Origin of the sequence: Nonomuraea diastatica (assembly GCF_004349015.1) — a bacterium.
GTDB lineage: Bacteria > Actinomycetota > Actinomycetes > Streptosporangiales > Streptosporangiaceae > Nonomuraea > Nonomuraea diastatica.
The window spans coordinates 1-24141 of record NZ_SMKP01000004.1 but is presented as its reverse complement, the minus strand read 5'-3'; the positions used below and the strand labels follow the sequence as shown (position 1 = coordinate 24141).

The window sequence follows — 24141 nt, the reverse complement described above, 5'->3', positions numbered from 1 at the left end:
CGTCGCGCGCGGAGGCTAGCAGCCCTCGGGCCGCAGGTGCTCCTCGGCCCACGCGGAGATCTGGTGCAGCGCGGGGATCAGGGCCTTGCCGCTCCCGGTCAGCTCGTAGGAGACCGTGACGGGCGGGCCCTCGTCGACGGTGCGCGCGATCAGGCCCTCCTTGGTCAGCACGGACAGCCGGTCGGAGAGCACGGAGTCGCTGAGCCCGTCGATCGCCCGTGACAGCTCGCGGAACCCGGCGGGGCCGGCACGCAGGGAGCCGAGCACGACGCCGCTCCAGCGTTTGCCGAGGATCGTGAACGCCCGGGTCAGCGCGGCGTCGCTGCGGACGCACTCGTGAGTGTCATGCGTAGGTGCCGTCGCCATACCTCCAAACTAGCGCATCCAGTGCTGATTTTATTTTCCTAGCGAGTATGAATACTGTAGCGGCACCTCGATTCCTAGCAAGGAGATGTCATGGTGGAGAGTGCCGTCACGCGCCCGAGCGCCGTGGTCCTCGGCGGTGGTTACGGCGGCCACAAGGTGGCCAAGCTGCTCGACGACGTGGCCGACGTGACCCTGGTGGACCCGTCGGAGTCGTTCGTGCACAACCTCGCGTCCTGGCGGGCGCTGGTCGAGCCGCAGTGGCTCGACCAGATCTTCATGCCCTACAGCCGGCTGCTGGTCCACGGGCGATACCTGCGTGATCGCGCCGTGGCGGCGGACGGCCGCCGGGTGACGCTCGCCTCGGGCCGCATCCTTGAGCCCGACTACCTGGTCCTCGCGACGGGCTCGTCCTACCCGTTCCCCGCCAAGATGGAGGAGCCCGACACGGAGATGGCCAAGGCCCTGGTGCGGACGCGCACGAAGCCCTGCGGAGCGCGTGCTGCTGATCGGCGCAGGAGCGGCCGGTCTCGAACTCGCCGGGGAGATCAGGGCGTTCTTCCCCCACAAGCACGTGACCGTCGCCGACGCGGCGCCCGACATCCTGCCGGGCCCGTTCGGCCAGGAGCTCCGCGACGAGCTGCGCAAGCAGCTGGACGCGCTCGGCATCGAGCTCAAGCTCGGAAGCAGGCTGCGCGAGCTCCCGGGTGCGGCCCCCGCCACCGCCGCGCCCGTCGCGATCGCCACAGAGGCGGGGGAGAAGATGACCGCGGACATCTGGTTCCGCTGCTTCGGCGCGACGCCACGCACGGACTATCTGCGCGGCTCACTCGCACTCGCCCGTGACGAGCGCGGATATGTGCGGGTGGACGAGCACCTGCGCGTCCAGGGTCACGAACGGGTCTTCGCGATCGGCGACATCTCCGACGCCGACCGCGACATGGCCGCATACGCCGGCGCCCAGGGCGAGCTCCTCGCGGCGAACCTCCGGACGATGATCACCGGTGCGGGCGAGGCGGCCGCCTACGAGAAGCAGCCGACCGTGATCCTCGTCCCGCTCGGGCCTGAGGGCGGCGCCGGGCAGCTGCCCGGGCAGGACGGCATCATCGGCCCCGAGGCGGCCTCCGAGATCAAGGGGCGCACCATGCTGGTCGAGCGGGCCACCGCGCTGTTCGACGCCCCAGGCGCCTGACCGGCTCCTGACGTCCCGCTTCCCGCGCGGAGACGCCACTTCGCGCGAGCCGTGACCCCCGCCCGTGCGGGCGGAGGTCACGGCTCGACGAGACCGGACCTGATGGCGTAGCGGGTCAGTTCGAGCCGGTCGCGCATGCCGAGCTTCTGCAGGCTCACGCTGATGACCAGCGTCTCGGCGATGTCCTTCGCCGAGTTGCCCTCGGCGATCAGCTTGACGATCTCCTCCTCCCTGGGCGTCAGGATGCTCTCGGGCATGCGCTCGCCCTCGCGGTCACGCTGCAGGTAGTCGCGGATGAGTGCGGTGACCGCGCCGGGGTAGAGGAACGGCTCGCCGCGCATCGTGGCCCGGCAGGCCTCCAGGAGATCCTGGTCGGCGGCCGACTTGAGCACGTAGCCCGAGGCGCCGACCTTGAGCGCCTCGAAGAAGTACTGCTCGTTGTCGTACATCGAGAGGATCAGGATGCGGATGCTGGGCGCGCGCCTGGAGATCTCGCGGGCCGCCTGCAGGCCCGTCATGCGCGGCATCGCGATGTCGAGGATGGCCAGGTCGACCGCCTCGCGCTGCGCTCAGCCTCCAGCCGGTCGAGCATCGAGTTGAACGTGTCGATCAGGTGGGCGAGGTCGCTGTTGCCGCTGCCGGCCAGCCGGTCGCCGGTGCGCAGCAGGTCGACCCGCTTCATGAGCGTGGTCAGCGCGTCGAGCGGCTCCAGACTGCGGCGCAGCAGCAGCGCGTTGGCGCCCAGCATCAGGGCCAGCCCCACCAGCAGCACCGGCACCTCGGCCAGCACTACAGGCGCCGACACCGTGGCCGGCGAGATCGCCAGCACCAGCGTCCCCACCGCGTAGACCAGACCGTTGATCGCGAACAGCCGCCGGAACAACGCCTGCGCAGGCGGCCGTGGCGCGGCCGTGGCCGCCTGCAGGTCGGTGCGCTCGGTCATCTCCCCAGCCTCGCACTGACGAGGCTCGGCTCGGCGTGGTGGTCCATCTCGCCAGGTTCCTTGCCTGCGGGGGCCGCTGTCCATCCGGCCCACCTCCCAATTGTCAGGGCCGCCGCTACACGTTCTGCCCCGGCCCATATGGGTGCCAGGCCCGATGGTGGCGGTCGCGGCCCGGCGGCAAGACTGAGGCCAAGCCGGATTGGAGTCAGCGACATGCACCTCACCACGCCAGGCATCGACGCCGTGACCCCGTCGCGGACGCCCGGTTACGCCCCCGGACGGGAAGATGCCATGCGAGCCGGCACCATCGCCGTGAACCTGCCGGCGCGACCAGCCGTGCTCGCGACCGTGCCACAGGGCGCGACGGACGACTGACCGCCCGAACCACTCGAACCGCTCCCTCTCGGGCGTGTGCCGTCGGCCACGTCCCGCTGCCGCATGCTCACCTTTCCGTGCTCACTTCTCGGGCTCACTTCTCGGGCTCACTTCTCGGCTCATTTCGACGACGTAGCCGCGGTGAGCGATCTTGAGAGCGGCGGTGGCGTTCTGCTCCACGAGCAGGACCGAGGCGCCTTCGGCGTTGATGCGCGCGATGAGGTTCATGACCTGGGCGACGACGAGCGGGGCCAGGCCCATCGAGGGTTCGTCGAGCAGGAGCAGCCGGGGGCCGGTGATGAGGGCGCGGCCGATGGCGAGCATCTGCTGCTCGCCGCCGGACAGGGTGCCGCCCTGCTGAGTACGGCGTTCGGCGAGGCGGGGCAGCAGTTCGTAGACGTGTTGTAAGCGAGTGCCCGTCGGTGCCGACGCGGAGCTCCACCTGCTCGGGCCAGGTGCGTCCGGCGCTCCAGCCTGCGAGCGGCCGCCGAGCACATGATCTTCCTGTCGGTCTCGTCGTGGCCTTGCCCTGTAAGCGGTCGCTCGCTAACTTAGTCCTCATGGAACATACCCCGTCCGGCCGGCGTAGATCCGGCCGACCGCCCAAGAGCGAAGGGCGCGACACCCGGGCTCGGATCCTCGACACCGCACTCGACGGCTTCGCGCAGAAGGGCTACGCGGCGACGTCGATCCGGTCGATCGCGGGGGCCGTGGGCATCCAGGACAGCGCCCTCTACCGGCACTTCCCCAGCAAGCAGGCGATCTTCGACACCCTGATGGAGGAGGTGGGCGGGCCCGGGCCGATCCTCGACGCGCTGGCTGACGCTCCTGGTCCCGGTGAGGGCCCGGGGCCGGTCCTGCGCACCTTGGTCGCGCACGTCCTCGACGCCTGGGACCTGCCGCGTGCGCGGCAGTTCATCAGCATCGGGATGCGCGAGGGCGGGCCGGGTGTCCCGCTGATCGCCGAGGGCGTCAGCGCCGGGGCGCGCCGCACCCTCGACGAGCTGGGCAAGCTCTTCCGGATGTGGCAGGAGGCCGGGTCGGTCCGGACGGACGTCCCGGTCGACCAGCTCGCGTGGGAGCTGGTCGCGCCGCTCGCTCATATCAGGATGATCCACATGCTCGCCGACTCCACGGACGAGGCACGGGCGAGCGGGCGTCGCCTCGCGGAGCGGCACCTCGAGTTCTTCCTGACCTGCGTCGTCGTCGCGGCAACCGGACGGTGAGCGACGTCATGGAGGACGCCGAAGGCCGGGACCCGAGTCGCGTCGACGTGGTCGTGCGGGTCAATGGCGACGAGCACGCGCTGTCGGTCGACCCGCGGACGACATTGCTGGACCTGCTGCGCGAGAAGCTGGCCGTCACCGGCCCGAAGAAGGGCTGTGACCACGGGCAGTGCGGGGCATGCACCGTCCTGCTCGATGGTAGGCGGGTGCTGAGCTGTCTCGCGCTCACGGTGGCGGTGCAGGACCGCGCGGTCGTGACGGTGGAGGGCCTCGGCGGCGACGTGGCCGAGCGCCTGCGGCGGGAGTTCGTCCGGCACGACGGGTTCCAGTGCGGATTCTGCACCCCTGGTCAGCTCTGCTCCGCTGTCGGCCTGCTGGACGAGATCGAGCGCGGCGTCCCGAGTGCGCGGACCGAGAACCTGGAGGCGGTGCCGGTGCTCGACGGCGGAGAGATCCGGGAGCGGATGAGCGGAAACCTCTGCCGGTGCGGGGCATATGCCAACATCGTGCGGGCGATCGCGGCGGCGCGCGGATGAGACCCTTCACCTACCACCGCCCTCCGGATCTCCGGACCGCCGTCGCCGCGGTCTCACAGGACCCGGACGCCGCTTACCTCGCGGGCGGCACGAACCTGGTTGATCTGATGAAGCGCGGTGTGCTGGCGCCCAGCGTGGTCGTCGACCTCTCTGGGATCGGTGACGAGAGCGTCGACCGCTGCGGGGACGGCGGCCTGCGCGTCGGCGCCGGCATGCGCAACAGCGACCTCGCTGCGCATCCGGATGTGCGCCGCGACTACCCGGTTCTCGCCCGCGCGCTGCTGGCGGGCGCGTCCGAGCAGCTTCGCAACGTCGCGACCGTGGGCGGGAACCTCGTGCAGCGCACGCGGTGCGTCTACTTCCAGGACACCGCGATGCCGTGCAACAAGCGGCGGCCCGGCAGCGGGTGCGCTGCGCTCGGCGGTCATCATCGGGATCTCGCGATCCTGGGCGGGTCCGCCGCGTGCGTCGCCACGCACCCGTCGGACATGGCAGTCGCGCTCGTCATGCTCGACGCCCGGGTCCGGCTGCAGGGTGCTGCCCGTGCGCGGGTCCTTCCGGTGGCCGAGTTGCACCGGCTGCCCGGCGTCTCGCCGCAGCACGAGACGGTGCTGGAGCACGGAGAACTCATCACCTCCGTAGAGCTGCCGCCACCGTCCGGTCTGCCCTCGCTCTACCGCAAGGTGCGTGACCGCGCGTCGTTCGCGTTCGCGCTGGTGTCCGTCGCCGCGGAGATGCAGGTGGTCGATGGTCACGTCCGGCGGGTTCGACTCGCCTTCGGCGGGGTGGCGCCGAAGCCGTGGCGGGCCCGGACAGCCGAGGCCCTCCTGGTCGGGGTGCGGGCCGACGAGGGCTCGTTCGGTCGCGCGGTGGACGCCGAGCTCGCAGTGGCCTCCCCGCTTCCGGGCAACGAACACAAGATCACTCTCCTCCGCAATGTCACCCTCCGGAGCCTCCTCGAGCTGGCGGCGCGGTCGTGACCCCCCGCGTCGCCGGTCCCCGCGTGGACGGCTGGGACAAGGTCACCGGCGCCGCCCGGTACGCCGCCGATCACTCGTTCGACGGTCCCGTCCACTGCTGGCCGGTGTCGAGCACGATCGCAAAAGGGCGGGTCGTCTCGATCGACACGAGCGCCGCTCTCGCGGTTCCCGGCGTCGTCGCCGTGCTCTGGCACGCCAACGCGCCGCGCCTGCACACACCGACGGCCGACCCGATGTCCGCCGTCCTCGTGAAGCCGGCCGAGCTCGCCGTCCTGCAGTCGGACGGCGTCGCCTACCACGGCCAACTCGTCGCGGCGGTGCTCGCCGATTCACTCGAGGCCGCGCGGCACGCCGCCGGCCTGCTCGTCGTCGAGTACGAGCAGCTACCCCACGATGCCGAGCTGCGCCCGGGAGCCCGGCTGAGGGTGGCGCCGCCGTCTCCTGGACTGGATCCTCCCGAGCAGACGATCGGTAACCCCGCGGCGGCGCTGGCGGGTGCCGAGGTGACGATCGACGCGCGCTACACCACGCCCGCGGAGCACCACAACCCGATCGAACCCCACGCCACGGTGGCCGCATGGCAAGACGGGGGCGTCGTCCTGTACGACGCGAATCAAGGCGCTCACCTGATTCAGGGGGTGATCGCCGGGATGTTCGACCTGCCGCGGGACCGGGTCCGGGTCGTTTCGGCGCACGTCGGCGGCGGGTTCGGCGCGAAGGGCCCGCAGGCTGTCGCGGTGCTCGCCGTGATGGCGACGAGGATGCTGGGGCGGCCGGTCAAGGTGACGCTGTCCCGCCAGCAGATGTTCGCCCTCGTCGGCTACCGCAGCCCCACCGTGCAGCGCGTCCGGCTCGGCGCCGATCGAGCTGGGCGCCTCGCCGCGGTCATCCACGAGGTCGTCGCGCAGACCTCCGCGATCCACGACTTCTGTGAGCCCGCCGCCGTCCTGACGCGTACGATGTACGCGGCGCCGCACCGTCACACCACGCACCGCCTGGCGCGCCTCGACGTCCCGACGCCGTTCATGCTGCGGGCACCCGGTGCGGCGCCGGGGATGTTCGCCCTCGAGTCCGCGGTCGACGAGCTCGCGGTGGTGTGCGGCCTCGACCCCGTCGAGCTTCGCATCCGCAACGAACCCGCAGCCGACCCCGACACCGGCCTCCCGTACAGCAGCCGCAACCTCGTGCGCTGCCTGCGCGAGGGCGCCAGGGCGTTCGGTTGGCGACCCCCGCCCCGGCGCGACGGGCACCGGCTCGTCGGCAGCGGCGTGGCCGCGTCGGCACACCCATCGCACACGTTCCCGTCCACCGCGCAGCTGCGGCTGCACCCGGACGGCCGCTGCACGGTCGCCCTCGGCGCGACGGACATCGGCAACGGGGCCCGCACGGTGCTCACCGCGATCACCGCCGAGGCCATGGCGATGCCGCCGGAACGGATCGACGTGCTGATCGGGGACAGCAGCCTTCCCCTCGCCGCGCCGGCTGGGGCCTCGGCCGGCACCGCTTCGTGGGGTTCGGCGATCGTGGACGCGGCCCGGCGGCTCCGGGCCCAGCTCACCGAGCTGGGCGATCGCCCGCTCCCGCCGGACGGCCTGACCGCGCTCGGCCAGACCCTGGGCGACCTCGCCGGCACGCCGACGGGGGCCCAGACGGCCAAGTACGCCTTCGGGGCCCAGTTCGCCGAGGTGTGCGTCGACATCGACAGCGGCGAAGTCCGGGTGACCCGGCTGCTCGGCGTCTTCGCAGCCGGGAAGATCCTCAGCCCGCACACCGCCCGTTCCCAGCTGCTGGGCGGCATGACGATGGGCCTGTCGATGGCGCTGCACGAGGAGAGCGTGCTCGACAGCCGCTTCGGCGACTTCGTCAACGGCGACCTCGCCGGCTACCACATCGCCACCTGCGCCGACGTCCCGGACATCGAGGTCGGTTGGATCGATGAGACCGACGACCAGGTCAACGCGCTCGGTGCGAAGGGCATCGGCGAGCTGGGGATCGTCGGCACGGCCGCCGCGATCGCCAACGCGGTTCACCATGCGACCGGCATCCGGGTCCGAGACCTCCCGATCCACCCCCACCGGATCCTGGAAGGACGACCATGAGCGAGCGAACCACCTGCGTGATCGTCGGTGGCGGCCCCGCCGGAATGGTGCTGGGACTACTGCTGGCCCGCGGAGGGGTGGAGGTGACCGTGCTGGAGAAGCACAGCGACTTCCTGCGCGACTTCCGCGGCGACACGGTGCACCCGACCACCCTGCAGCTGCTGGACGAGCTCGGCCTCGGCGAACGCTTCGCTCGGTTGCCGCACACGAGGGTGGACGAGATCTCCTTCCCGAAGGACGGTGGCGGCCAGCTGGTCTTCGTCGACCTGAAGCGGCTGAGGGTGAAGCACCCGTACATCGCGATGGTGCCGCAGTGGGATCTGCTCGATCTGCTCGCGATCGCCGGACGCGACGAACCGCGGTTCACCCTGCGAATGAACGCCGAGGTCACCAGCGTGCTCCGGGATGGGGATGCGGTGGTGGGCGTGCGCTACCGGGACCGCACCGGCGCGGGCGAGGAGACCGAGATCCGCGCCGACCTGACCGTGGCCGCGGACGGCCGCTGGTCGGCCGTCCGCGCGGCAGCCGGCCTGGCCCCACGCGAGACGCCGGTGCCCTTCGACGCCTGGTGGCTGCGGCTGCCGCGCAGGCCCGAGGACGAGATCGCGTCGCTGCGCCCCAACGCCGGCGCGGGCCAGCTGGCCGTGGCGATCCCGCGCGAGGGCTACTTCCAGATCGCCTACTTCGCGCTGAAGGGCATCGACGCCCAGCTCCGCGCGGCGGGGATCGAGCGGTTCCGCGAGCGGATCGCCGAGTGCCTGCCCGTGCTCGCCGACCGCGTGGACCAGCTCGCGTCCATGGATGACGTCAAGCACCTCGACATCCGGTTGAACCGTTCCCCGGCGCGCCAGGCCGCGGCGGTCAGCCGGGGCCGGACGTCCTTCTGCGTGGCGGCCCAGGTGGCCAGCGCCCGCATCGCGGACCCGCGCGGGCCCGCGGGTGGCTCGGTTGTCGTCATACCTTGCATGTGTCGAGTCATTCGACATGTCAATTGATTCGACATATCGCGGGCCCGCATCGGCGAATTCGGCCAGCCCTGTCACAGGTCGTGAAGGACGGTGTCGGCGGGGTCGCCGAACAGCGGGCCGGGCTCGCCGAGCAGCTGGTCGACGGCCTCGGTACGGGTGGCGGCGCGGTGCACGACGACGCGCCCGTCGGGGGCCAGGGCCTGCCAGCGGCGGCCGGAGCGGAACACGCGGCCCAGCTCGACGTCGTCGTAGCCGTCATTGATGTGCACGCGGTAGGAGCCGTCGGGCAGGCGTGGCAGGTTGTCGGGCAGCGCGGCGGCGGCCAGCTGGGCCGGGGTGAAGGAGCTGATCGGCCGCTCTCGTGGTGAGCGGGCGCGCGGCCGGCGGGCGGTGCTGGCCTCGGGGCCGAGGTCGGGCAGGGGCGCGGGCGCGATGAGCGCGGCCAGCAGCGCGGTCACGGCCTGCACGCGGTTGCTGCTGGCCGATCCGGGCACGGGCCCGTCCGTGGTGCGGGCGACGTCGCGGCCGCGATCGTCGCGCTGCAGCCAGCCGACGCAGCGGCTGCGCACGATGACGTCGGTGCGGCCGGGCACGCGGCCCTTGAGCAGGCTCCAGGACGCCAGCGCCGCCGGCGAGGTGTCGATGCTTCGGCCTCGGTTGTCGGTGAGCGGGCCGACCGTCACCGCCGCGTGCTCGGCGCCGGGGATACCCAGCGCGGCCGCCGCGCGCTGAGGAGGGCCACCCAATGATCACTTGCGCAGTCCTGACGTGAGTCGCCGACCAGACTCTCGCCTGTCTCGGTCCCCGAATCGTTCACCTCACCCCGAAGCGGCCCGCAACAGGCGTAGCTGACCAATCTCAGTGACGTTCTTCATCAGCTCGGAATTCACCCAGGCGACCGTATGGGCGACCGTGTGCTTGGAGTCCTTTGGCCATGGGAAGGCGGGGGCGGTGGCGTCCAAGTCGGCGTCGGTGAGGCGATCCAGCACCGCCGACCAGTCGTCACGGAGGCTGCGCAACCACTCGATGGCGGTCCTTCCATCACCTGGCCAAGCGATCTCGGCCCTCTCCCGCGGTGTCCGGCCCTGAGCGTGATCGATAGTCACGCTCCACCACCAGCCGATGTGCCAGCTCACCCAACCGATCGTGGGAACCGGGACGGGGTCGGGCTCGATCTCCGCCCAGTCAGGCACCCAGGTCCCCTCGACGTCCGGACGCACAGTCCAGCAGCGGGAAGCGGGCTCCCACAGGAAGTCCGCGGGCTCCAGCCGCTCCAGGTGGTATTCGAACAGCGACCAGGTCAAGTCGAACTGCCAGCGCAGTAGCTCGCATCGGGATACATGCATTGGTTGACCATGGCAGAGTCTGCAGCACATTGCAAAAATGCAGTCGGCTTAAGTTTGCAGTAGACTCCTCTTATGGCGTGCGTGATGTGCTCACCAAGCTCGTCCTCTTCGGCAACACGTGCTACCTCGCGGTGCTGGCGGTCAGAGCTGCTGTGCGGTAGGAGATCTGACGCCGGTACGTGACTTCCTTCACGATCACCTCGGCTTTCGCCGCGGAGAAATCTCCGAGGACCAGGTCCAGGCTCTTGCGCTGACTCTGCTGGCGGACGACTGGTACGACGAACTCAACGTGTTCGACGACGCCGCAGTGCGTTCACGGCTGCGTCAGCGCGCCCGTTACGGCAGTGATCTCATTGGCGATCACCAGGTGCAACGACGCCGCATCGGCTACCTGGACTGGGCGACGGAACCGCCCAATCTCCACACGGTCAGCTTGGAGGATGAGGTGTTGGCCAGGATCGAGCCCGTTGACGATCCGCACGTTCTGCTCGTTCTGGACCGTCTGCGCCCGACAGAGCAGCGGATCGCGTGGGACTACGCCCTCAACCCGCCGGAAAGCTGGGAACGGGTGGCCGCCTACAGCGGCCAGGCTCCCGAGCGAGGTGAGAGTGTCCGCCGCAAGCTACGGCGGGAGGGCAGGGTGGTCAGCCAGCGTCTTCAGGGCCATCCCTGGCCTCAGGATTGAGGATGCGTGCGCAGCGAAGCGCCATCCGATATGACCGCGGCCGACTCGACGCCGTCGCCAAGGATCTGGAGACCGGGCCACGCACGACTTGGATCGCCATCATCGACCTGGGCGCGGAACCCCAGCAGAGGGAGCAGCCGGGACAAGGTGATCGCAACGGTGCGGTACGGCGCCAGACGCCGTTAGCTCAACCGTCTTCGCAGGACCATGAACGTCGATACGAATCGGGAGCACTAAGGTCGCGCTTGCGGCTCTGAGCGTAGAGCCAGATAAGGCCTTGAACTGGCCGCCAGGTTCGGCCCTTGTGTTCAAGACGATCCTGCGATCCCGGAGCAGGCACCTGGCGCCTGAATCGGGAATACAGGACGTGTCATGCGAGGCCTGCTGAGGGGAGTTGGAGACCTCTCAGAAGGCAATCCTTGACGCCGTCGTGTCCAGCGCCCGAACCATCCGCCTGCGAGCAGGCCGTGCCGCCGGGGCATGACGGATGAGCGCCTTCTTCGCGCTCGGGATCTTCACGGTGGCGTTCTTCTTCATCGCCACCGAGAAGGTCGGCAAGGTCAAGGTGGTGATCATCGCCGCCGGGCTGATGGCCGTGACCGGACTGATCCCCGGCGCCGGCGTGTTCTTCTCCGAGCACGAGGGCATCGACTGGAACGTCATCTTCCTGCTGTTCGGCATGATGGTCATCGTCGGGATCATCAAGCAGACGGGGCTCTTCGACTATCTCGCGATCTGGGCCGCCAAACGATCGCGCGGCCGGCCCTACCGGCTGATGGTCATCACCGCGGTGGCCTCGCCGTTCCTCGACAACGTCACCACGATCATGCTGGTCGCGCCGGTCACCGTGATGGTGTGCAACCGGCTGCACATCCCCGCGCAGCCGTGACTTCCTCATGCACATGGCGCCCATCGTGGTGATCATCTTCGTGGTGTTCGTGCTGTTCACCCGGGTGTTGTTCCGCAACTCGCTCCAGTACCACGAGGAGCACGTCGCCGCGGTGACGGCGCTGCAGGAGCGGCGGGCCATCACCGACCCGCGGCTGCTCGTCCGGTGCCTGGCCGTGCTCGTCGTCGTCGTCGTCGCGTTCGGGCTGCACGCCGTGGTGCACACCGAGCCGTCGATCGTCGCCCTGGTGGGCGCCGGGGTGATGCTGCTGGTGTCGCGCTCGAACGTGCACGACGTGCTGAACGAGGTCGAGTGGCCCACGCTGGTGTTCTTCATGGGCCTGTTCGTCATGGTCGCGGGCCTGGCCCACACCGGCGTGATCGAGGCGATCGGCACCTGGGCCGTGGACGTGCTGGGCGACAACTACTTCCTCGCCGCCACGTCGCTGCTGTTCGGCTCCAGCGCGCTGGGCGCGTTCTTCGACAACATCCCGTACATCGCCACGATGGCCCCCATCGTCGAGGGCGTCGTCGCGCAGGTGCCCGACCCGCAGACCGGCCAGGCCCTGTGGTGGGCGTTCGCCCTGGGCGCCGACTTCGGCGGCAACGGCACCGCGGTCGCCGCCAGCGCCAACGTGGTCGCCATCGGCATCGCGGCCCGCACCGGACACAAGATCAGCTTCTGGCAGTTCACCCGGTACGGCATCGTCGTCACCGTCCTCAGCACGGCGATGGCCTGGTTGTACGTATGGCTGCGCTACTTCACCTGACGCCGCCCCTGAGAACAGGCCAGGGGGAAATCAGGGACGATCACTGATGGGCCGGCCAGGCGCGAAGGGGCATCGTGATCCCCATGAACCCCGCGAACCGCCTGGCCCAAGCGTCCTTCACCGCCGGGCCGGCCGCCCTGCTCGGCGGCTGGCTCCTCATGCGCCCCATTGACGGCGACCTCGTGCCAGGTCCTTGGTGGACGGCCGCTCACGTGGTCTGGCTGGCCGGCTTCGCGATGTTCGGCGTCATGACCCTGGCGCTGCGCGGCGTGGCCGGGCCCGTGACGGGCGGGCGGCGCGCGGCGGTGGACGTGGCCGTGGCGGCGGCCCTGCTCAGCGTCGCCGCCAACGTCGTCCAACTGGCCATCGACCTGTACGCGGGCTTCACGGCCGCCGACGGTGCGGCCATGCGGGCGCTGTTCGAGCAGGTGAAGGGCTACCCGGGGGTTGAGGCGCTGGTCTACTCGGCGGGCGCGCAACTGTTCTTCGCCGCCCTCGTGGCGCTGGCCGTCATCCTGGCCGCGCTGCGCCGGGTCACCCCCGTGGGCGCCGGCGTCACCGTCGTCGGGGTGGTCGTGATGGCGGTGGCGACGTTCCAGACGGGCCGCGACGCGGCGCTGGCGGCGGTGGGCATGGCGCTCGTCTGGCTGGGTGCGCTGCTGCTGGGACGGGGGCCCTCCGCCGGACTCGCCGCGCCCACGCCGTCGAGGGCATAGGAGCCGGCGGGCCGCCGCCCGGCCGCCGCCCAAGGCCGGGCTTGCCGGACAGCGCCGTCAGTCACTGGGCCGGGCCGGGGCCATCAGCGGTTCCCATCCCGCTCATGAGCCCCGCCCCGGTCCGGCGGCTAGACGCGGTGGCCGTTGACCCACACGTTGCGCAGGACGAGGCCCGTCACGTCGGTCACGACGTCGTCCTCGGTCATCTCCTCGAACACGCTGTTCGTGACCCGCACGCCCCGGATCGGATTGTCCGGGTTGCCGATCAGGTTGAACGCCCTGGGCGCCCGCCCGGCCCGCAGCCGCTGGATGTCGATCCGGCCCACCTCCGGGAAGTAGGGGCCGGTGTGCTTGTTCTCGTAGTTGAGCGCCACCTCGACGACCGCGTCGGCCGCCTGCTCCACGGTGATGTCCTTGACGTAGACGTCCCTGACGTACCCGCCGCGCTCGGGGTTGGTCTTGATGCGCACCGCCCGCTCCAAGCGAGGGCTGCTCATCGTGCAGTTCCACGCGAACACCCAGCTCACCCCGCCGGTGGTCTCGCTGCCGATGGTCACCCCGCCGTTGCCGTCGCGCATCACGCACGAGTCCACGAGCACGTTCGTGGACGGCGCGTTCACCCGGCGGCCGTCGGCGTTCTTGCCCGCCTTGATCGCCACGCAGTCGTCGCCCGTGTTGAACTCGCACCGCTCGATGAGCACGTCCACGCAGGACTCGGGGTCGCAGCCGTCGTTGTTCGGGCCGTGCGGGCTGTCCACGGTGACCCCGCGGACGGTCACGTTCGTGCACAGGACCGGATGGATGTTCCACATGGGGGAGTCCTTGACGGTGACGCCCTCGATGAGCACGTTGCGGCACTGATAGAGCTGGATCAGGTTCGGCCGCAGGTGGTGGCCCTCGCCGAACACCCGCTCCGCGACCGGTACGCCCTCCTCGGCCATGCTCGCGAGCAGCTTCTTGTCCGGGCCCTCCGTGGGGGGCGGGTCGTTCGACCAGTCCCACCAGTGCTCGGCGTCGGCCTGACCGTCGATGACGCCGTCTCCGGTGATCGCGACGTTGGTCCTGCCGTGGGCGTAGATGAACGGGGAGTAGTTCATCAGCTCGATGCCCTCGTACCGGGTGTGCACGACGGGCAGGTAGTCGGCGGGGTCGCGGCTGAACTTGATCGTCGCCCCGGCCTCAAGGTGCAGCTCGACGTCGTCGGCCAGGTGGATCGCGCCCGTCAGGTACGTGCCCGCCGGCACCAGCACGCGCCCGCCGCCCGCCGCCGAGCAGGCCGCGATCGTGTCACGGAAGGCCTGGGTGCACATGGTGCCCCCGTCACCGGCGGCCCCGTGGTCGGTGATCGGGAAGGTGCGGCCGGGGAAGCGCGGCGGCGTGATGCGCCGCCTGATCCGCGGTACCCGGCCCCACGCCGCGGCGGCCGGGTCGGTGACGGTGCCGGTGGCCGGGGCGGCGGCCGCACGACCGGCCACCCCGGCGGCCAGCAGGCCGCCCACGGCGCCGGCCAGCAACCTTCTGCGTAACTGGTCCATCGAAGTCCTCCGTCTGCGCTAGGGGGTGTCGGTCCTTCAGCCGCGGGCCATCGAGATGCCCCGCCGCTCCACCTGCGTGTGCTCGCCGACCTGGTACGGCGCGCAGCGCCGCGCCGCCGTGTAGAAGTGGTACGGCCGGCCGTCCCGCGAGACGATCGCCGGTTTGTGCGCGTACGTGTCGTCCACCGACCCGGGCGGGCCTACGTCGATGAGGATCTCGCCGCTCTTGCGCCAGGTGCGCAGGTCGCGGGAGACCGCGTAGCTCTCTCGCGCGTGCCCGTCGAAGGAGAGCCCGAAGTAGAACATCACCCACCAGTCGCCGTCGCGCAGCACGCACGGGTCGGAGGCGAACCGTTCGTCGAAGGCTCCCTCGCCGCCGTGCGGCACGACCGGCCCGGGGCTGGGCCGCGTCCAGCGTTCGAGGTCGGGGGAGACGGCGTAGCCGATCTGCTCACGCCAGCCGCCGTAGGTGCGGTCCTTGGCGTTGTAGAAGCAGTAGTAGAGGCCGTCGTGGCGCAACAACCACGACTTGTACAGGCCGCCGCGCTCCCAGGCACCGCCGTCCTGCGGGCGCAGCACCGCGCCGGTGTCCTTCCAGGTCCGCAGGTCGTCGCTGGCCAGGAAGCCGATGACGCCGGCGCCGACCTCCATGCCGGCCTCCGGGTAGGCGTGGTACGTGGCGAGCGCCCGGCCGTCCAGCCAGGTCACCTGGCCGTCGGAGCCGAGCCGGTTGTCGCGCAGGATCGACGTGAGCGCCGCGTTGTGGCGCCGGTGGGGATGGCCGGGGTCGCGCGGCAGGATCACCTCGCCGGGGCTCCACGTCTCCAGGTCCGGTGAGCGGCTCAGCGCGGTCTGGTAACCGGTCCCGTCGAAGCCGACGTACGTCATCAGGTATTCGCCGCCGTCGGAGCACACGAACGGGCAGTCCACGAAGAGGCTGTCGAAGCGGCCGGGCTCCCGTGACGGCTCGACCAGCAGCCGGCCCGCCTTGTGCGGAGTCCTGACGCGCGCCGGGTCGTACCCGCTCGCCGGCCCGTTCACCGGCCCGTTCACCGGCTCGCCCCGAACGTCCAGCGTCCGGCGGGCACCTCGTAGGAGCGGCCGCCGAGCGCGACGGCACCGTCGGGGGAGGTGTGCCGGGGCAGGCCGAGGTCCGGCAGCCGTACCTCCGCCGACGAGCCGGGCGGGACCTCCACGTCGAGCGCGAACCCGCCGTCGCGCCGCTCCCACGACACCGCGACCCTCCCGTAGGGCGTCGCGGTGCCCGCCCGCACCGCCTTCAGATCACCGGGCGCGGCCGGCTCGATCAGCAGCCGGCGGAAGCCGTTCGAGCCGGGCGCCTGCCCGATGCCGCCGAGACCCCGGTAGAACCAGGAGTCGATCGCGCCGAGCATGTAGTGGTTCTGCGACAGCCCGCGCGTCGGGCCGTCCCACGCCTCGGTGAGCGCCGTGGCGCCGTGCCTGACCTGGTAGCCGTAGCTCGGGTTGCTCGTGGAGACGGCGAACTCCCACAACGCGTCGTGCCGTCCTGCGCGGGACAACACCCGGAACAGCGCGGGCAGCACGACCTCGCCGACCGTGATGCCGCCGCCGCGCACGTCCTCGCTCACCCGGTCCAGCACGTGGGGCACGACGTCGCCGGGCACGACGCCCATGTCGAGCGCCAGGATCTCCGACGCCTGCGTGGCCTTGCCGAACCCGCCGGGGAAGGCGCCGGAGAAGAAGCCGGTGAACGCCGCCGAGATCCGCTCCGCCAGCGCGCTGTAACGTGCGGCGTCGCCGTCGCGGCCGAGCACCCCGGCGACACGCGCCATCGTGCGCGCGGCCTGCCAGTAGCCCCACGTCGACACCAGCGGCACGGGCGTGGACGGGTCGGGGGCGAGCCAGTCGCCGAGCCCGTGGCCGAGGACACCGTCCTCCGCCCGCCCGGTGAGGTAGTCCACGTAGCGGCGCATCGCGTCGTAGTGCCGCTCCATCGCGGACGTGTCGCCGTACCAGCGGTAGAGCTGCCACGGCACGCGCACCATCGCGCCGCCCCAGTTGGGGTCGTCCCTGAAAGGGCCGTCGAACACGACGTACTCGGGCGCGATGTCCGGCACCAGCCCGTCCCCGGTCTGCGCCTCGGCCATCGTGACCAGCAGCTCGCGATAGTAGGCGGCCACGTCGTAGTTGTAGGCCACGACGTCGAAGAGCAGGTGGGTCTGCTCCAGCCAGCCCAGCTTCTCCCGGTGCGGGCAGTCGGTCAGGACGCTGTACATGTTGCCCCGAACCGCGCGGTCGATGATCCTGTGGATGTCGTTGACCAGCGGGTCGGACGTCTCGAACACCCCGGTGGGCGTGTTGTCCGCGCGCAGCACCAGCGCTGTCACCGCCTCGGGGCCGACGTGCTCGGGCAGGCCCTGCACCTCGACGTAGCGGAAGCCGTCGTAGCGGAAGCTCGGGTGCCAGGTCTGCGGGCCGTCCTTGGTGACGTACGTGTTGAAGATCGGCGCGCCCGTCGTGGGCTTCGACTGGATCACGCGGCCGAAGTCGTCGAGCTGGTCGCCGGGCAGCAGCCGCAGGTAGCGCCCGGCCGGGAGGTCGAGCCGGAGCTCGGCCCAGCCGGCGACGACCGTGCCGACGTCGAACACCGCCGTGCCGTCCTTGGCGACCAGCTTCTCCACCGCGGGGAGCGTCTCCGTGACCCGGATGGGCGGGCAGGCCCGCGCGCGCAGCGAGACGGCCGGCTCGTCCGGCACGGTCACCGGCCGCCAGCCCGAGCGGTCGGCGCCTGGCGTGTCCCACCCGGCGACGGACAGGCGGGCGTCGTGGTCCTCGCCGCCGAACCAGTGCGAGCGCGTGGTCGGGCCCTCGGTGGCCAGCCAGTCCGGCCCGGTGCCGAACGTGTGCGACGACCCGTCGCTGTAGGTCACCTCTAGTTGCGCGATCGCCTTCGGCGCGCCCTTGGAGCCGTAGAACTTCATGTAGCGGTCCTGGTGCGGATACACGTGCGCGATGCCGGGGCCCAGCGCGATCCCGACCGCGTTCGCGCCCTCGCGCAGCAGCGCCGTCACGTCGTGCGTCGCGTACGCCACCCGCCGGGTGAAGTCCGTGTACGCCGGCTCCAGCACGGCGTCCGTCACCGGCCGGCCGTTCACCGACGCCACGTAGACGCCGAGCCCCGCGACGTGCAGCCGCGCCCGCGCGACCGGCCCCGTCACGGTGCACTCGCCGGCCAGCAGTGGCAGCGGGAGCCCCTCACCGGCGCGCGGGTTGCCCGTGTCGTGCCAGCCGGCATGGGTGATCCAGGAGGCCGTCCAGTCGTCCGCGTCCAGCAGCCCCGTCTCGAACCGCGCGCCCGTGCTCCACGCGGACCACGCGCCGCCGGCGTCGCGGACCCGCACCCGCCAGTGCACGACGGCCCGGCTCGTCGGCGGAGGGCCGCCGTAGGTCACGCGCTGCTCGGCGGACTCGACCTCGCCGGTGTCCCACAGGTCGGCCGCTCCCTCCGCGGCGCCCGCCTGCACGTGGTAGCCGGTCTGCACGAGGCCGGCGGGCAGTTGCCAGCTCAGCGGGGGCCGGGTGATCTCGATGCCGAGGGGGTCGGTCAGGTCGCACGTTCGCAGGTTGCTCACCAAGACAGGGGCTCCTCAGGTGATTTTGATCATGTACGCGGCCGTGGTGGGCGGCTCCGGCGGCAGGTCGGCGTAGAGGGCGTCGGGGGCCAGCCGCCAGCCGACGGGGCCGTGGCCGAGCAGCTCCACGGTGGCCGGGCGGCGCTCCAGCAGCCCCGCCGCGGTGCCCAGGCTGGTGATTCTGGCCGTGCGGTCGTCCGGCCAGGCGAGCAGGGTGGCGTACATGGCCTCGCCCTTGCGGGTGAAGCGGATGTCGCCCGGCCGGTACGCGCGGTCGGCCTCGTTGTAGCCCTCGTAGCCCTTGACCTCGCCCATTCCCGTCGTGCCCTCGCTCGCGCGCAGCCAGGGCGTCGTGCCGTAGACGCCCTCGCCGCAGACCCGCAGCCAGCCGCCCACCTCGGCCAGCAGCGCGCGGGCGCGGGCGTCGACGGTGCCGTCGGCGTGCTGGGGGATGTTCAGCAGCAGGCAGCCGTTCTTGCTGACCACGTCGATCAGCAGGTGGATGATCTGCTGCGGGGTCTTGCGCGGATGGAACATCGGGTCATCGTCGGCGCAGTCGAACCACTCGCCGTCGCTGGTGTCGAACTGCCACGGGTGGGGCTGGGCCTCGTCGAGCTGGCGGCGCTCGCAGTCCATGACCACCGCGGTGCGGTCGGCGTCCGGCACGTCCTTGATCGTCACGATGCCGCCGGTCGGGCACGTGTTGTAGTAGCGGGCCAGCAGCTCCAGCCCGGCTGTGCTGACCGGCTCCGACTCCACCACGCTGCCCGCGTCGAACGGCAGCCGGCCGTCGTCGAGATAGACCAGGTCAGGACGGTAGCGGTCGAGCGCCTCGCCGACGCGGGCGTAGAAGCGCTCGGCGACGTGCGCGGGCGGCCGGGCTCCCGGGTCGTGCCGCTCCGGGTAGAGGGTCGCGGGATCGAGGCCGTCCCACCAGGTGCCGGCGCCGTCGGCCCTGGTCAGCGCCCCGTCGTACGGCTCGCCCGTCTCGGGGTCGCGCCCGTGCGCCACGTCGAGCCAGCGCCACGTCCAGTGGTGGTGGAAGCTGAGGCCGAAGGGCAGCCCGGCCGCGCGGGCCGCCCGCTCCCACGCGCCGACGATGTCGCGCCGGGGGCCGACGCGGGCGGCGGTCCAGTCGTGTTGCCGGGAGTCCCACAGGTCGAAGTTGTCGCAGTGGGTGGCCAGGGCGACGAAGTAGCGGGCGCCGCTGGAGACGTACAGGTCGATCAGCTCGTCCGGGTCGAAGCGCTCGGCGCGCCACCGGTGGAACAGGTCCTTGGCCCCCCCGAGCTGGGTGGGGCCGAAGTGGGCGCGGTGGTGGGCGTGCTGACGTTCCGCGCGCACGCGTTCCCACGGCTCGGACCAGGGCTGCATGCCGTAGAGGTGGCGGGCGTACCAGTCGCCGGAGCGGGCCACGGACTGCGGGCCCCAATGCGACCAGATGCCGAACTTCGCCTCACCGAACCACGCCGGCACGCTGTGCCGGCGCAACGACCGCCAATCCGGCAGGAAACCGCTCACGTGATCACCCGTACGTCGAAGGGGGCCAGCCGGAGCGGGCCAGGGTCTATCGGCTGCCGCCGGCCCGTGACCTCGACGGCCGGCCGGGACACCGTCACCACGCGCTCGCGGTCCGACCAGTTGTGCGCGAACCACAACCGACGGCCGCGCGCGTTGACCGCGGAGTGCACGGTGACCTGCGGCTGCGCGCCGGCGGAGACCGGCACGGTGACAGGGGCCGTGACAGGGGCTGGGGCGGCGGATCGCGGGCCCGCCTCGGCGGTGACCCGCGCGGCGATGCGCTGGAACAGCGCCGCCGCCAGGTCCCTGCCGGGCAGGGTGCCGACATAGGTCACCGTGCCGCGCCCGGCGCGGTGCTCGGTGACGGCGGGCCAGCGGCCGAAGTGGTGGTGGTCGTAGCGGGCCAGCGCCTCGGCCCCCTCCAGCTCCAGCGCGTCCGCCCAGGAGCGGGCCACCCCCTGCTCCCCGAGCCCGCGCACCGGAACAGGGCCGAGCAGCGTCGAGTACTCCAGGTAGCGCACCCCGGCCAGCTCGCGCAGCGGCCCCGGCGCCACCTCGGCCCGCGCCCGCGCCTCCTCGTCCGCGTACCCGGTGCGGAAGGTCAGCACCAGGTGCCCGCCGTCGCGCACGTATCCGGTGAGCGCGTCGGCCGTCGCGGCGGACAGGCAGTAGAGGGCGGGCGCCACCACGACGGGGAAGCGCCGGGCCCCGAACTGCTCGGGCGTCACGAAGCCCGCCTGCAGCCCGGCGTCGCTCGCCCCCTGGTAGAACGCCGCGACGATCCGCTCGTAGGAGTCGCGGTCGGGGCTCCGCCCGTCGAGCGTGAGCGGCGGCTGGAACGTCAGCGCCCACTTGCTGTCGGGGGAGTGGACGAACCCGACGTCGGCGTCAGGGGTGAGCCCGGCGAGGTCGTCGCGTGCCCGGTCGAGCTCCGCGCCCAGCGCCGCGATCTCGTCGTAGATCCGGCCCGGCGTCATGGCGTGCCCGAGGATGCCGCCCCAGTACGTCTCGGCGCCGTCGTGCAGCGTGTTCCAGTGCCAGTACGAGATCATCTCCGCGCCGCGCGCGACCAGCGCCCAGGCCGCCTGGCGGAGCTGGCCGTCGTAGGGCGTGACGTTGAGCTGGGATCCGGCGATCGACGTCGCGTTCGTCTCGGTCACCCAGTAGCGGCGCTGCTTGGAGCCGTACATGCGGTCGGCCGCCTGGAACAGCGCGGCGGGCCCGGCAGCGAACCAGCCGATCTCGGCGGGCCGGTCCTCGGCGTCGCGGGTCAGCGCGTCCTGCGCGAGGTAGTAGGCGTTGCCGCTGGTGACGGTCAGGTGCTCGGACAACCGTACGTCGTCGAGGGCCGGCCGCTGGTAGGCCAGGCACGTGGTGAGCGCGCGGTCGCCGGGCACCAGCTCGCGGACCAGGCCGGCCTGCCAGGCGATGAACCGGGTGGTGAGCTCGGCCTGGAAGCGCCGCCACGCGAGGTCGTACGACGGGGTGGTGTTGCCGTCGGGCCGCCAGAGCTCGGACCAGTCGCCGAGGCGGTGCGACCAGTAGGCAAGCCCCCATTCCTCGTTCAGCCGTCCGACGTCGCCGTACCGTTCGGCGAGCCAGGCCGCGAACCGCTCGAACACCGGCTCGTTGTGGATGAGGTGCAGCCCTGGCTCGTTGTCGAGCTGGATCCCGATCACGGCGGGGTGGCCGCCGTGCCGGCCCACGACGGCGCGGATGACGCGCTCGGCGTGGCGCAGGAAGACGGGCGAGGTGAAGTCGACCTCCTGGCGCGCGCCCCAGGGGATGCGGGCCCCGCCGGCGCGCACGATGGCCAGCTCGGGGTGCTTGCGCTGCAGCCAGGGCGGGATGGCGTACGTCGGGGTGCCCAGCAGCACGCCGATGCCGCGCTCGTGCGCTGCGTCCAGGACCGGCGTCAGCCAGTCGAGGTCGAACTCGCCGTCGCGGGGCTCCCAGGTGGACCAGACGGATTCGCCGACGCGGATGGTGTCGATCTTCGCCTGGGCCATCAGGTCGAGGTCGCGCTTCGGATCGGGGGCGCGGAGGTATTCGGGGTAGTAAGCCGTGCCGAATCGGATGCCAGGGCTGCGGGTGGGGGGCGGTGGCGTCATGGGGGCTCTTGCGTCCTCCCCGTGTCGAGACGGACCGGTGGTCAATCTTAAAACGATTTATCGAATGATATATTTATTCACGCCCTCATGTCAATGCCCTGATGGCGCTTCGTTGCTGTCCCGTTTCCTGCGTCCCGTGTCTGGGCGGCAGGTCGTCAGAGGCAAGGGAGGGATGGTGCCGACGGAACGTCGCGTATAGGCTTAAAACGTTTTGTCTCACCGGAGGGACGTTCGGATGGTCGACTTCCACGAGGACCCCGGGCCGGGCTCCGGGCGGCGGGCGGCGCGCGCGGACTTCGTCTCCGACGCGCCGCGGCTGTCGCTCAACGGCCTGTGGCGCTTCCGCCTCTCGGGCACCGCCGCGGGGACGGGGCCCGCGCTCCCCGACCCGGCGCTCGACGACGACGGCTGGGACACGATCAGGGTGCCGTCGCACTGGGTGCTGGAGGGCCACGACCGGCCCCTCTACACCAACACCGCCTACCCGTTCCCCATCGACCCGCCCCACCTGCCCGACGACAACCCGACCGGCGACTACCGGCTCCGCTTCGACCTGCCTTCAGGCTGGCCGCGCGGCCGGGCCGTGCTGCGCTTTCAGGGTGTCGACTCCTGCGGCACCGTGTGGCTCAACGGCGAGCTGCTCGGGCACTCGAAGGGCAGCAGGCTGCCGTTCGAGTTCGACGTCACCGGGCTCGTGCGGGCCGGCGGCAACCTGCTCGCCGTACGCGTGCAGCGCTGGTCGTCCGGAAGCTACCTGGAAGACCAGGACATGTGGTGGTTGCCCGGCATCTTCCGCGACGTGGAGCTGCTGGCCAGACCCGAGGGCGGGATCGACGACCTCACCGTCCGGGCCTCCTACGACGCCGCCACCGGCTCCGGCGCGCTCCTGGTCACCGCCGACGCTCCGGGCCTGGTCGAGATCCCCGAACTCGGCATCGCCGTGCCCACGGGCGAAGAGGTCACGGTCGCGCACGTCGAGCCGTGGAGCGCCGAACACCCCCGCCTCTACCGCGGCACCCTCCGCGCCGCCGGCGAGACGATCGACCTGCCCGTCGGCTTCAGGACCGTCGAGATCGCCGGCGGCCGGCTGCTCGTCAACGGCAGGCCGGTCCTCCTCCGCGGCGTCAACCGGCACGAGCATGACCCCGTACGCGGCCGCTCGCTCGACCGCGCCACCATGATCCGCGACATCGAGCTGATGAAGCGGCACAACGTCAACGCCGTCCGCACCGCCCACTACCCGCCTCACCCCGAGTTCCTGCGGATGTGCGACGAGTACGGCCTGTGGGTCGTCGACGAGTGCGACATCGAGACGCACGGCTTCATCTACGCGGGCTGGGAGGGCAACCCGCCCGCCGAGCCGATGTGGCGCGACGCCCTGCTCGACCGCGCCCGCCGGATGGTCGAGCGCGACAAGAACCATCCCAGCGTGGTCATCTGGTCGCTCGGCAACGAGAGCGGCAGCGGGGCGGCGTTCGGCGACATCGAACGCTGGATCCGCGAGCGCGACCCGACCAGGCCCCTGCACTACGAACGTGACCCGAGCTACCGCCACTCCGACTTCTACAGCCTGATGTACCCGTCGCTGGACGACCTGGAGCGGATCGGGCAGCGCAAGGAGGAGACACCGGAGGGGGTGACCTCGGAGTCGCCCGACGACGTGCGGCGGCGCGGGCTGCCGTTCCTGTTGTGCGAGTACGCCCACGCCATGGGCAACGGGCCCGGCTCGCTGGCCGGCTACCAGGCGATCCTGGAGTCGTACGAGCGGTTCTGCGGCGCGTTCGTGTGGGAGTGGATCGACCACGGTCTGACCGGGACCGACGAGCGCGGCCGCCCCTGCCACCGGCACGGCGGCGACATCGACTACCAGCCGAACGGCGGCCGCTACTGCCTGGACGGGCTGCTGTTCCCCGACCGCACACCCTCGCCGGGCCTGGGCGAGCTGCGCGCGGCCATCGCGCCCGTGGGGATCGCGGTGGACACGGTCGCGGGCGAGGTCGCCGTCACCAACAAACACGACCAGATCGACCTCGCCCACCTGGCGTTCCGCTGGTCCACGGAAGTGGACGGCGAACCCTGGCACAGCGGGACGCTCTCCGTGCCGCACTGCCCGGCCCGCGCGACGGTGCGCGTTCCCCTTCCCGCCGTGGCGGTCGCGACGGGGGGCGAGACCTGGCTCACCGTCGAGGCGTCGCTCGCCGCCCCCGCCCGTTGGGCGCCCGCCGGCCACGTCATCGCCTGGACCCAGGCCCGGCTCGGCACCGCCACCCACC

General features: G+C 71.5%; 23 protein-coding genes. 12 read left to right on the top strand and 11 right to left on the bottom strand.

From position 1 onward, the window contains the following. Positions 1–15 precede the first annotated feature (15 nt). A complete protein-coding gene (locus E1294_RS01950) occupies positions 16–366 on the bottom strand; it encodes a winged helix-turn-helix transcriptional regulator (RefSeq protein WP_132503885.1) in 351 nt (116 codons plus the stop codon). Positions 367–862: 496 nt separating this feature from the next. Between E1294_RS01950 and E1294_RS54275 the strand changes: the two genes are divergently transcribed. Then, entirely contained in the window at positions 863–1555 is a 693-nt protein-coding gene (locus E1294_RS54275) for an FAD-dependent oxidoreductase (RefSeq protein WP_220447504.1), read from the top strand. A gap of 77 nt (positions 1556–1632) precedes the next feature. Here the strand turns inward: E1294_RS54275 and E1294_RS01940 are convergent, their stop codons facing one another. Together E1294_RS01940 and E1294_RS01935 are read right to left on the bottom strand one after the other, a co-directional pair. Beyond that, positions 1633–2073, bottom strand: coding sequence for a response regulator (locus E1294_RS01940; RefSeq protein WP_246082756.1), 441 nt, complete (start codon positions 2071–2073; stop codon positions 1633–1635). Next, on the bottom strand, positions 2070–2498 hold the full coding sequence (locus tag E1294_RS01935; protein WP_132503883.1) for a HAMP domain-containing protein: 429 nt from the start codon (positions 2496–2498) through the stop codon (positions 2070–2072). Before E1294_RS01935 ends, E1294_RS01940 begins: the two co-directional genes overlap by 4 nt. 213 nt (positions 2499–2711) lie before the next feature. Here E1294_RS01935 and E1294_RS52320 point away from each other — a divergent pair, with 213 nt between their 5' ends. Further along, a complete protein-coding gene (locus E1294_RS52320) occupies positions 2712–2873 on the top strand; it encodes a hypothetical protein (protein ID WP_165977033.1) in 162 nt (53 codons plus the stop codon). A gap of 81 nt (positions 2874–2954) precedes the next feature. Here the strand turns inward: E1294_RS52320 and E1294_RS01930 are convergent, their stop codons facing one another. Continuing rightward, entirely contained in the window at positions 2955–3368 is a 414-nt protein-coding gene (locus E1294_RS01930) for an ATP-binding cassette domain-containing protein (protein ID WP_425465190.1), read from the bottom strand. Positions 3369–3433: 65 nt separating this feature from the next. Here E1294_RS01930 and E1294_RS01925 point away from each other — a divergent pair, with 65 nt between their 5' ends. Genes E1294_RS01925 through E1294_RS01905 form a run of 5 tightly spaced genes read left to right on the top strand, consistent with a single transcriptional unit; the run spans position 3434 to position 8709 of the window. Continuing rightward, entirely contained in the window at positions 3434–4099 is a 666-nt protein-coding gene (locus tag E1294_RS01925) for a TetR/AcrR family transcriptional regulator (RefSeq protein WP_132503882.1), read from the top strand. 8 nt (positions 4100–4107) lie between these two features. Next, a complete protein-coding gene (locus E1294_RS01920; RefSeq protein WP_132503985.1) occupies positions 4108–4635 on the top strand; it encodes a 2Fe-2S iron-sulfur cluster-binding protein in 528 nt (175 codons plus the stop codon). Then, positions 4632–5615 (top strand): FAD binding domain-containing protein, encoded by a 984-nt coding sequence (locus E1294_RS01915; RefSeq protein WP_132503881.1) that lies wholly within the window; start codon positions 4632–4634, stop codon positions 5613–5615. The genes E1294_RS01920 and E1294_RS01915 overlap by 4 nt, the downstream gene beginning before the upstream one ends. Next, positions 5612–7714 (top strand): xanthine dehydrogenase family protein molybdopterin-binding subunit, encoded by a 2103-nt coding sequence (locus E1294_RS01910; RefSeq protein ID WP_132503880.1) that lies wholly within the window; start codon positions 5612–5614, stop codon positions 7712–7714. The genes E1294_RS01915 and E1294_RS01910 overlap by 4 nt, the downstream gene beginning before the upstream one ends. Beyond that, positions 7711–8709, top strand: a complete 999-nt coding sequence (locus tag E1294_RS01905) for an FAD-dependent oxidoreductase (RefSeq protein ID WP_132503879.1) — start codon at positions 7711–7713, stop codon at positions 8707–8709. Before E1294_RS01910 ends, E1294_RS01905 begins: the two co-directional genes overlap by 4 nt. A 44-nt stretch (positions 8710–8753) precedes the next feature. Here E1294_RS01905 and E1294_RS01900 read toward each other — a convergent pair whose 3' ends face one another. Further along, a complete protein-coding gene (locus E1294_RS01900; protein ID WP_132503878.1) occupies positions 8754–9428 on the bottom strand; it encodes a hypothetical protein in 675 nt (224 codons plus the stop codon). Between the two features lie 72 nt (positions 9429–9500). After that, positions 9501–10028: a DinB family protein gene (locus E1294_RS01895; RefSeq protein WP_132503877.1), complete on the bottom strand. Its 528-nt coding sequence runs from the start codon at positions 10026–10028 to the stop codon at positions 9501–9503. Positions 10029–10146: 118 nt separating this feature from the next. Here E1294_RS01895 and E1294_RS01890 point away from each other — a divergent pair, with 118 nt between their 5' ends. The 4 genes from E1294_RS01890 (at position 10147) to E1294_RS01880 (ending at position 13087) form a co-directional block, all read left to right on the top strand. Continuing rightward, on the top strand, positions 10147–10713 hold the full coding sequence (locus E1294_RS01890) for a hypothetical protein (protein ID WP_132503876.1): 567 nt from the start codon (positions 10147–10149) through the stop codon (positions 10711–10713). 487 nt (positions 10714–11200) lie between these two features. Then, positions 11201–11602, top strand: coding sequence for an ArsB/NhaD family transporter (locus tag E1294_RS57690; RefSeq protein WP_342775002.1), 402 nt, complete (start codon positions 11201–11203; stop codon positions 11600–11602). A gap of 13 nt (positions 11603–11615) precedes the next feature. After that, positions 11616–12371 (top strand): ArsB/NhaD family transporter, encoded by a 756-nt coding sequence (locus E1294_RS57685; RefSeq protein ID WP_342775001.1) that lies wholly within the window; start codon positions 11616–11618, stop codon positions 12369–12371. Positions 12372–12454: 83 nt separating this feature from the next. Next, entirely contained in the window at positions 12455–13087 is a 633-nt protein-coding gene (locus tag E1294_RS01880) for a hypothetical protein (RefSeq protein WP_132503875.1), read from the top strand. 128 nt (positions 13088–13215) lie between these two features. Here E1294_RS01880 and E1294_RS01875 read toward each other — a convergent pair whose 3' ends face one another. Genes E1294_RS01875 through E1294_RS01855 form a run of 5 tightly spaced genes read right to left on the bottom strand, consistent with a single transcriptional unit; the run spans position 13216 to position 21868 of the window. After that, complete coding sequence (locus E1294_RS01875) at positions 13216–14622, bottom strand: glycoside hydrolase family 28 protein (protein WP_132503874.1); 1407 nt, start codon at positions 14620–14622, stop codon at positions 13216–13218. Between the two features lie 36 nt (positions 14623–14658). Further along, positions 14659–15675: a glycoside hydrolase family protein gene (locus E1294_RS01870; protein ID WP_132503873.1), complete on the bottom strand. Its 1017-nt coding sequence runs from the start codon at positions 15673–15675 to the stop codon at positions 14659–14661. Further along, positions 15672–18236, bottom strand: a complete 2565-nt coding sequence (locus E1294_RS01865) for a family 78 glycoside hydrolase catalytic domain (protein WP_132503872.1) — start codon at positions 18234–18236, stop codon at positions 15672–15674. Before E1294_RS01865 ends, E1294_RS01870 begins: the two co-directional genes overlap by 4 nt. Positions 18237–18251: 15 nt before the next feature. Next, the gene (locus tag E1294_RS01860) at positions 18252–19757 is read right to left on the bottom strand and encodes an alpha-L-fucosidase (RefSeq protein ID WP_132503871.1); all 1506 of its coding nucleotides are present in this window, start codon (positions 19755–19757) and stop codon (positions 18252–18254) included. Beyond that, the gene (locus E1294_RS01855; RefSeq protein ID WP_132503870.1) at positions 19754–21868 is read right to left on the bottom strand and encodes a beta-galactosidase; all 2115 of its coding nucleotides are present in this window, start codon (positions 21866–21868) and stop codon (positions 19754–19756) included. The genes E1294_RS01860 and E1294_RS01855 overlap by 4 nt, the downstream gene beginning before the upstream one ends. 235 nt (positions 21869–22103) lie before the next feature. On the opposite strand from E1294_RS01855, the gene E1294_RS01850 reads away from it, so the two are divergent. Further along, positions 22104–24141: glycoside hydrolase family 2 TIM barrel-domain containing protein (locus tag E1294_RS01850; protein WP_132503869.1), on the top strand; the 2038-nt coding region annotated here is incomplete at its 3' end.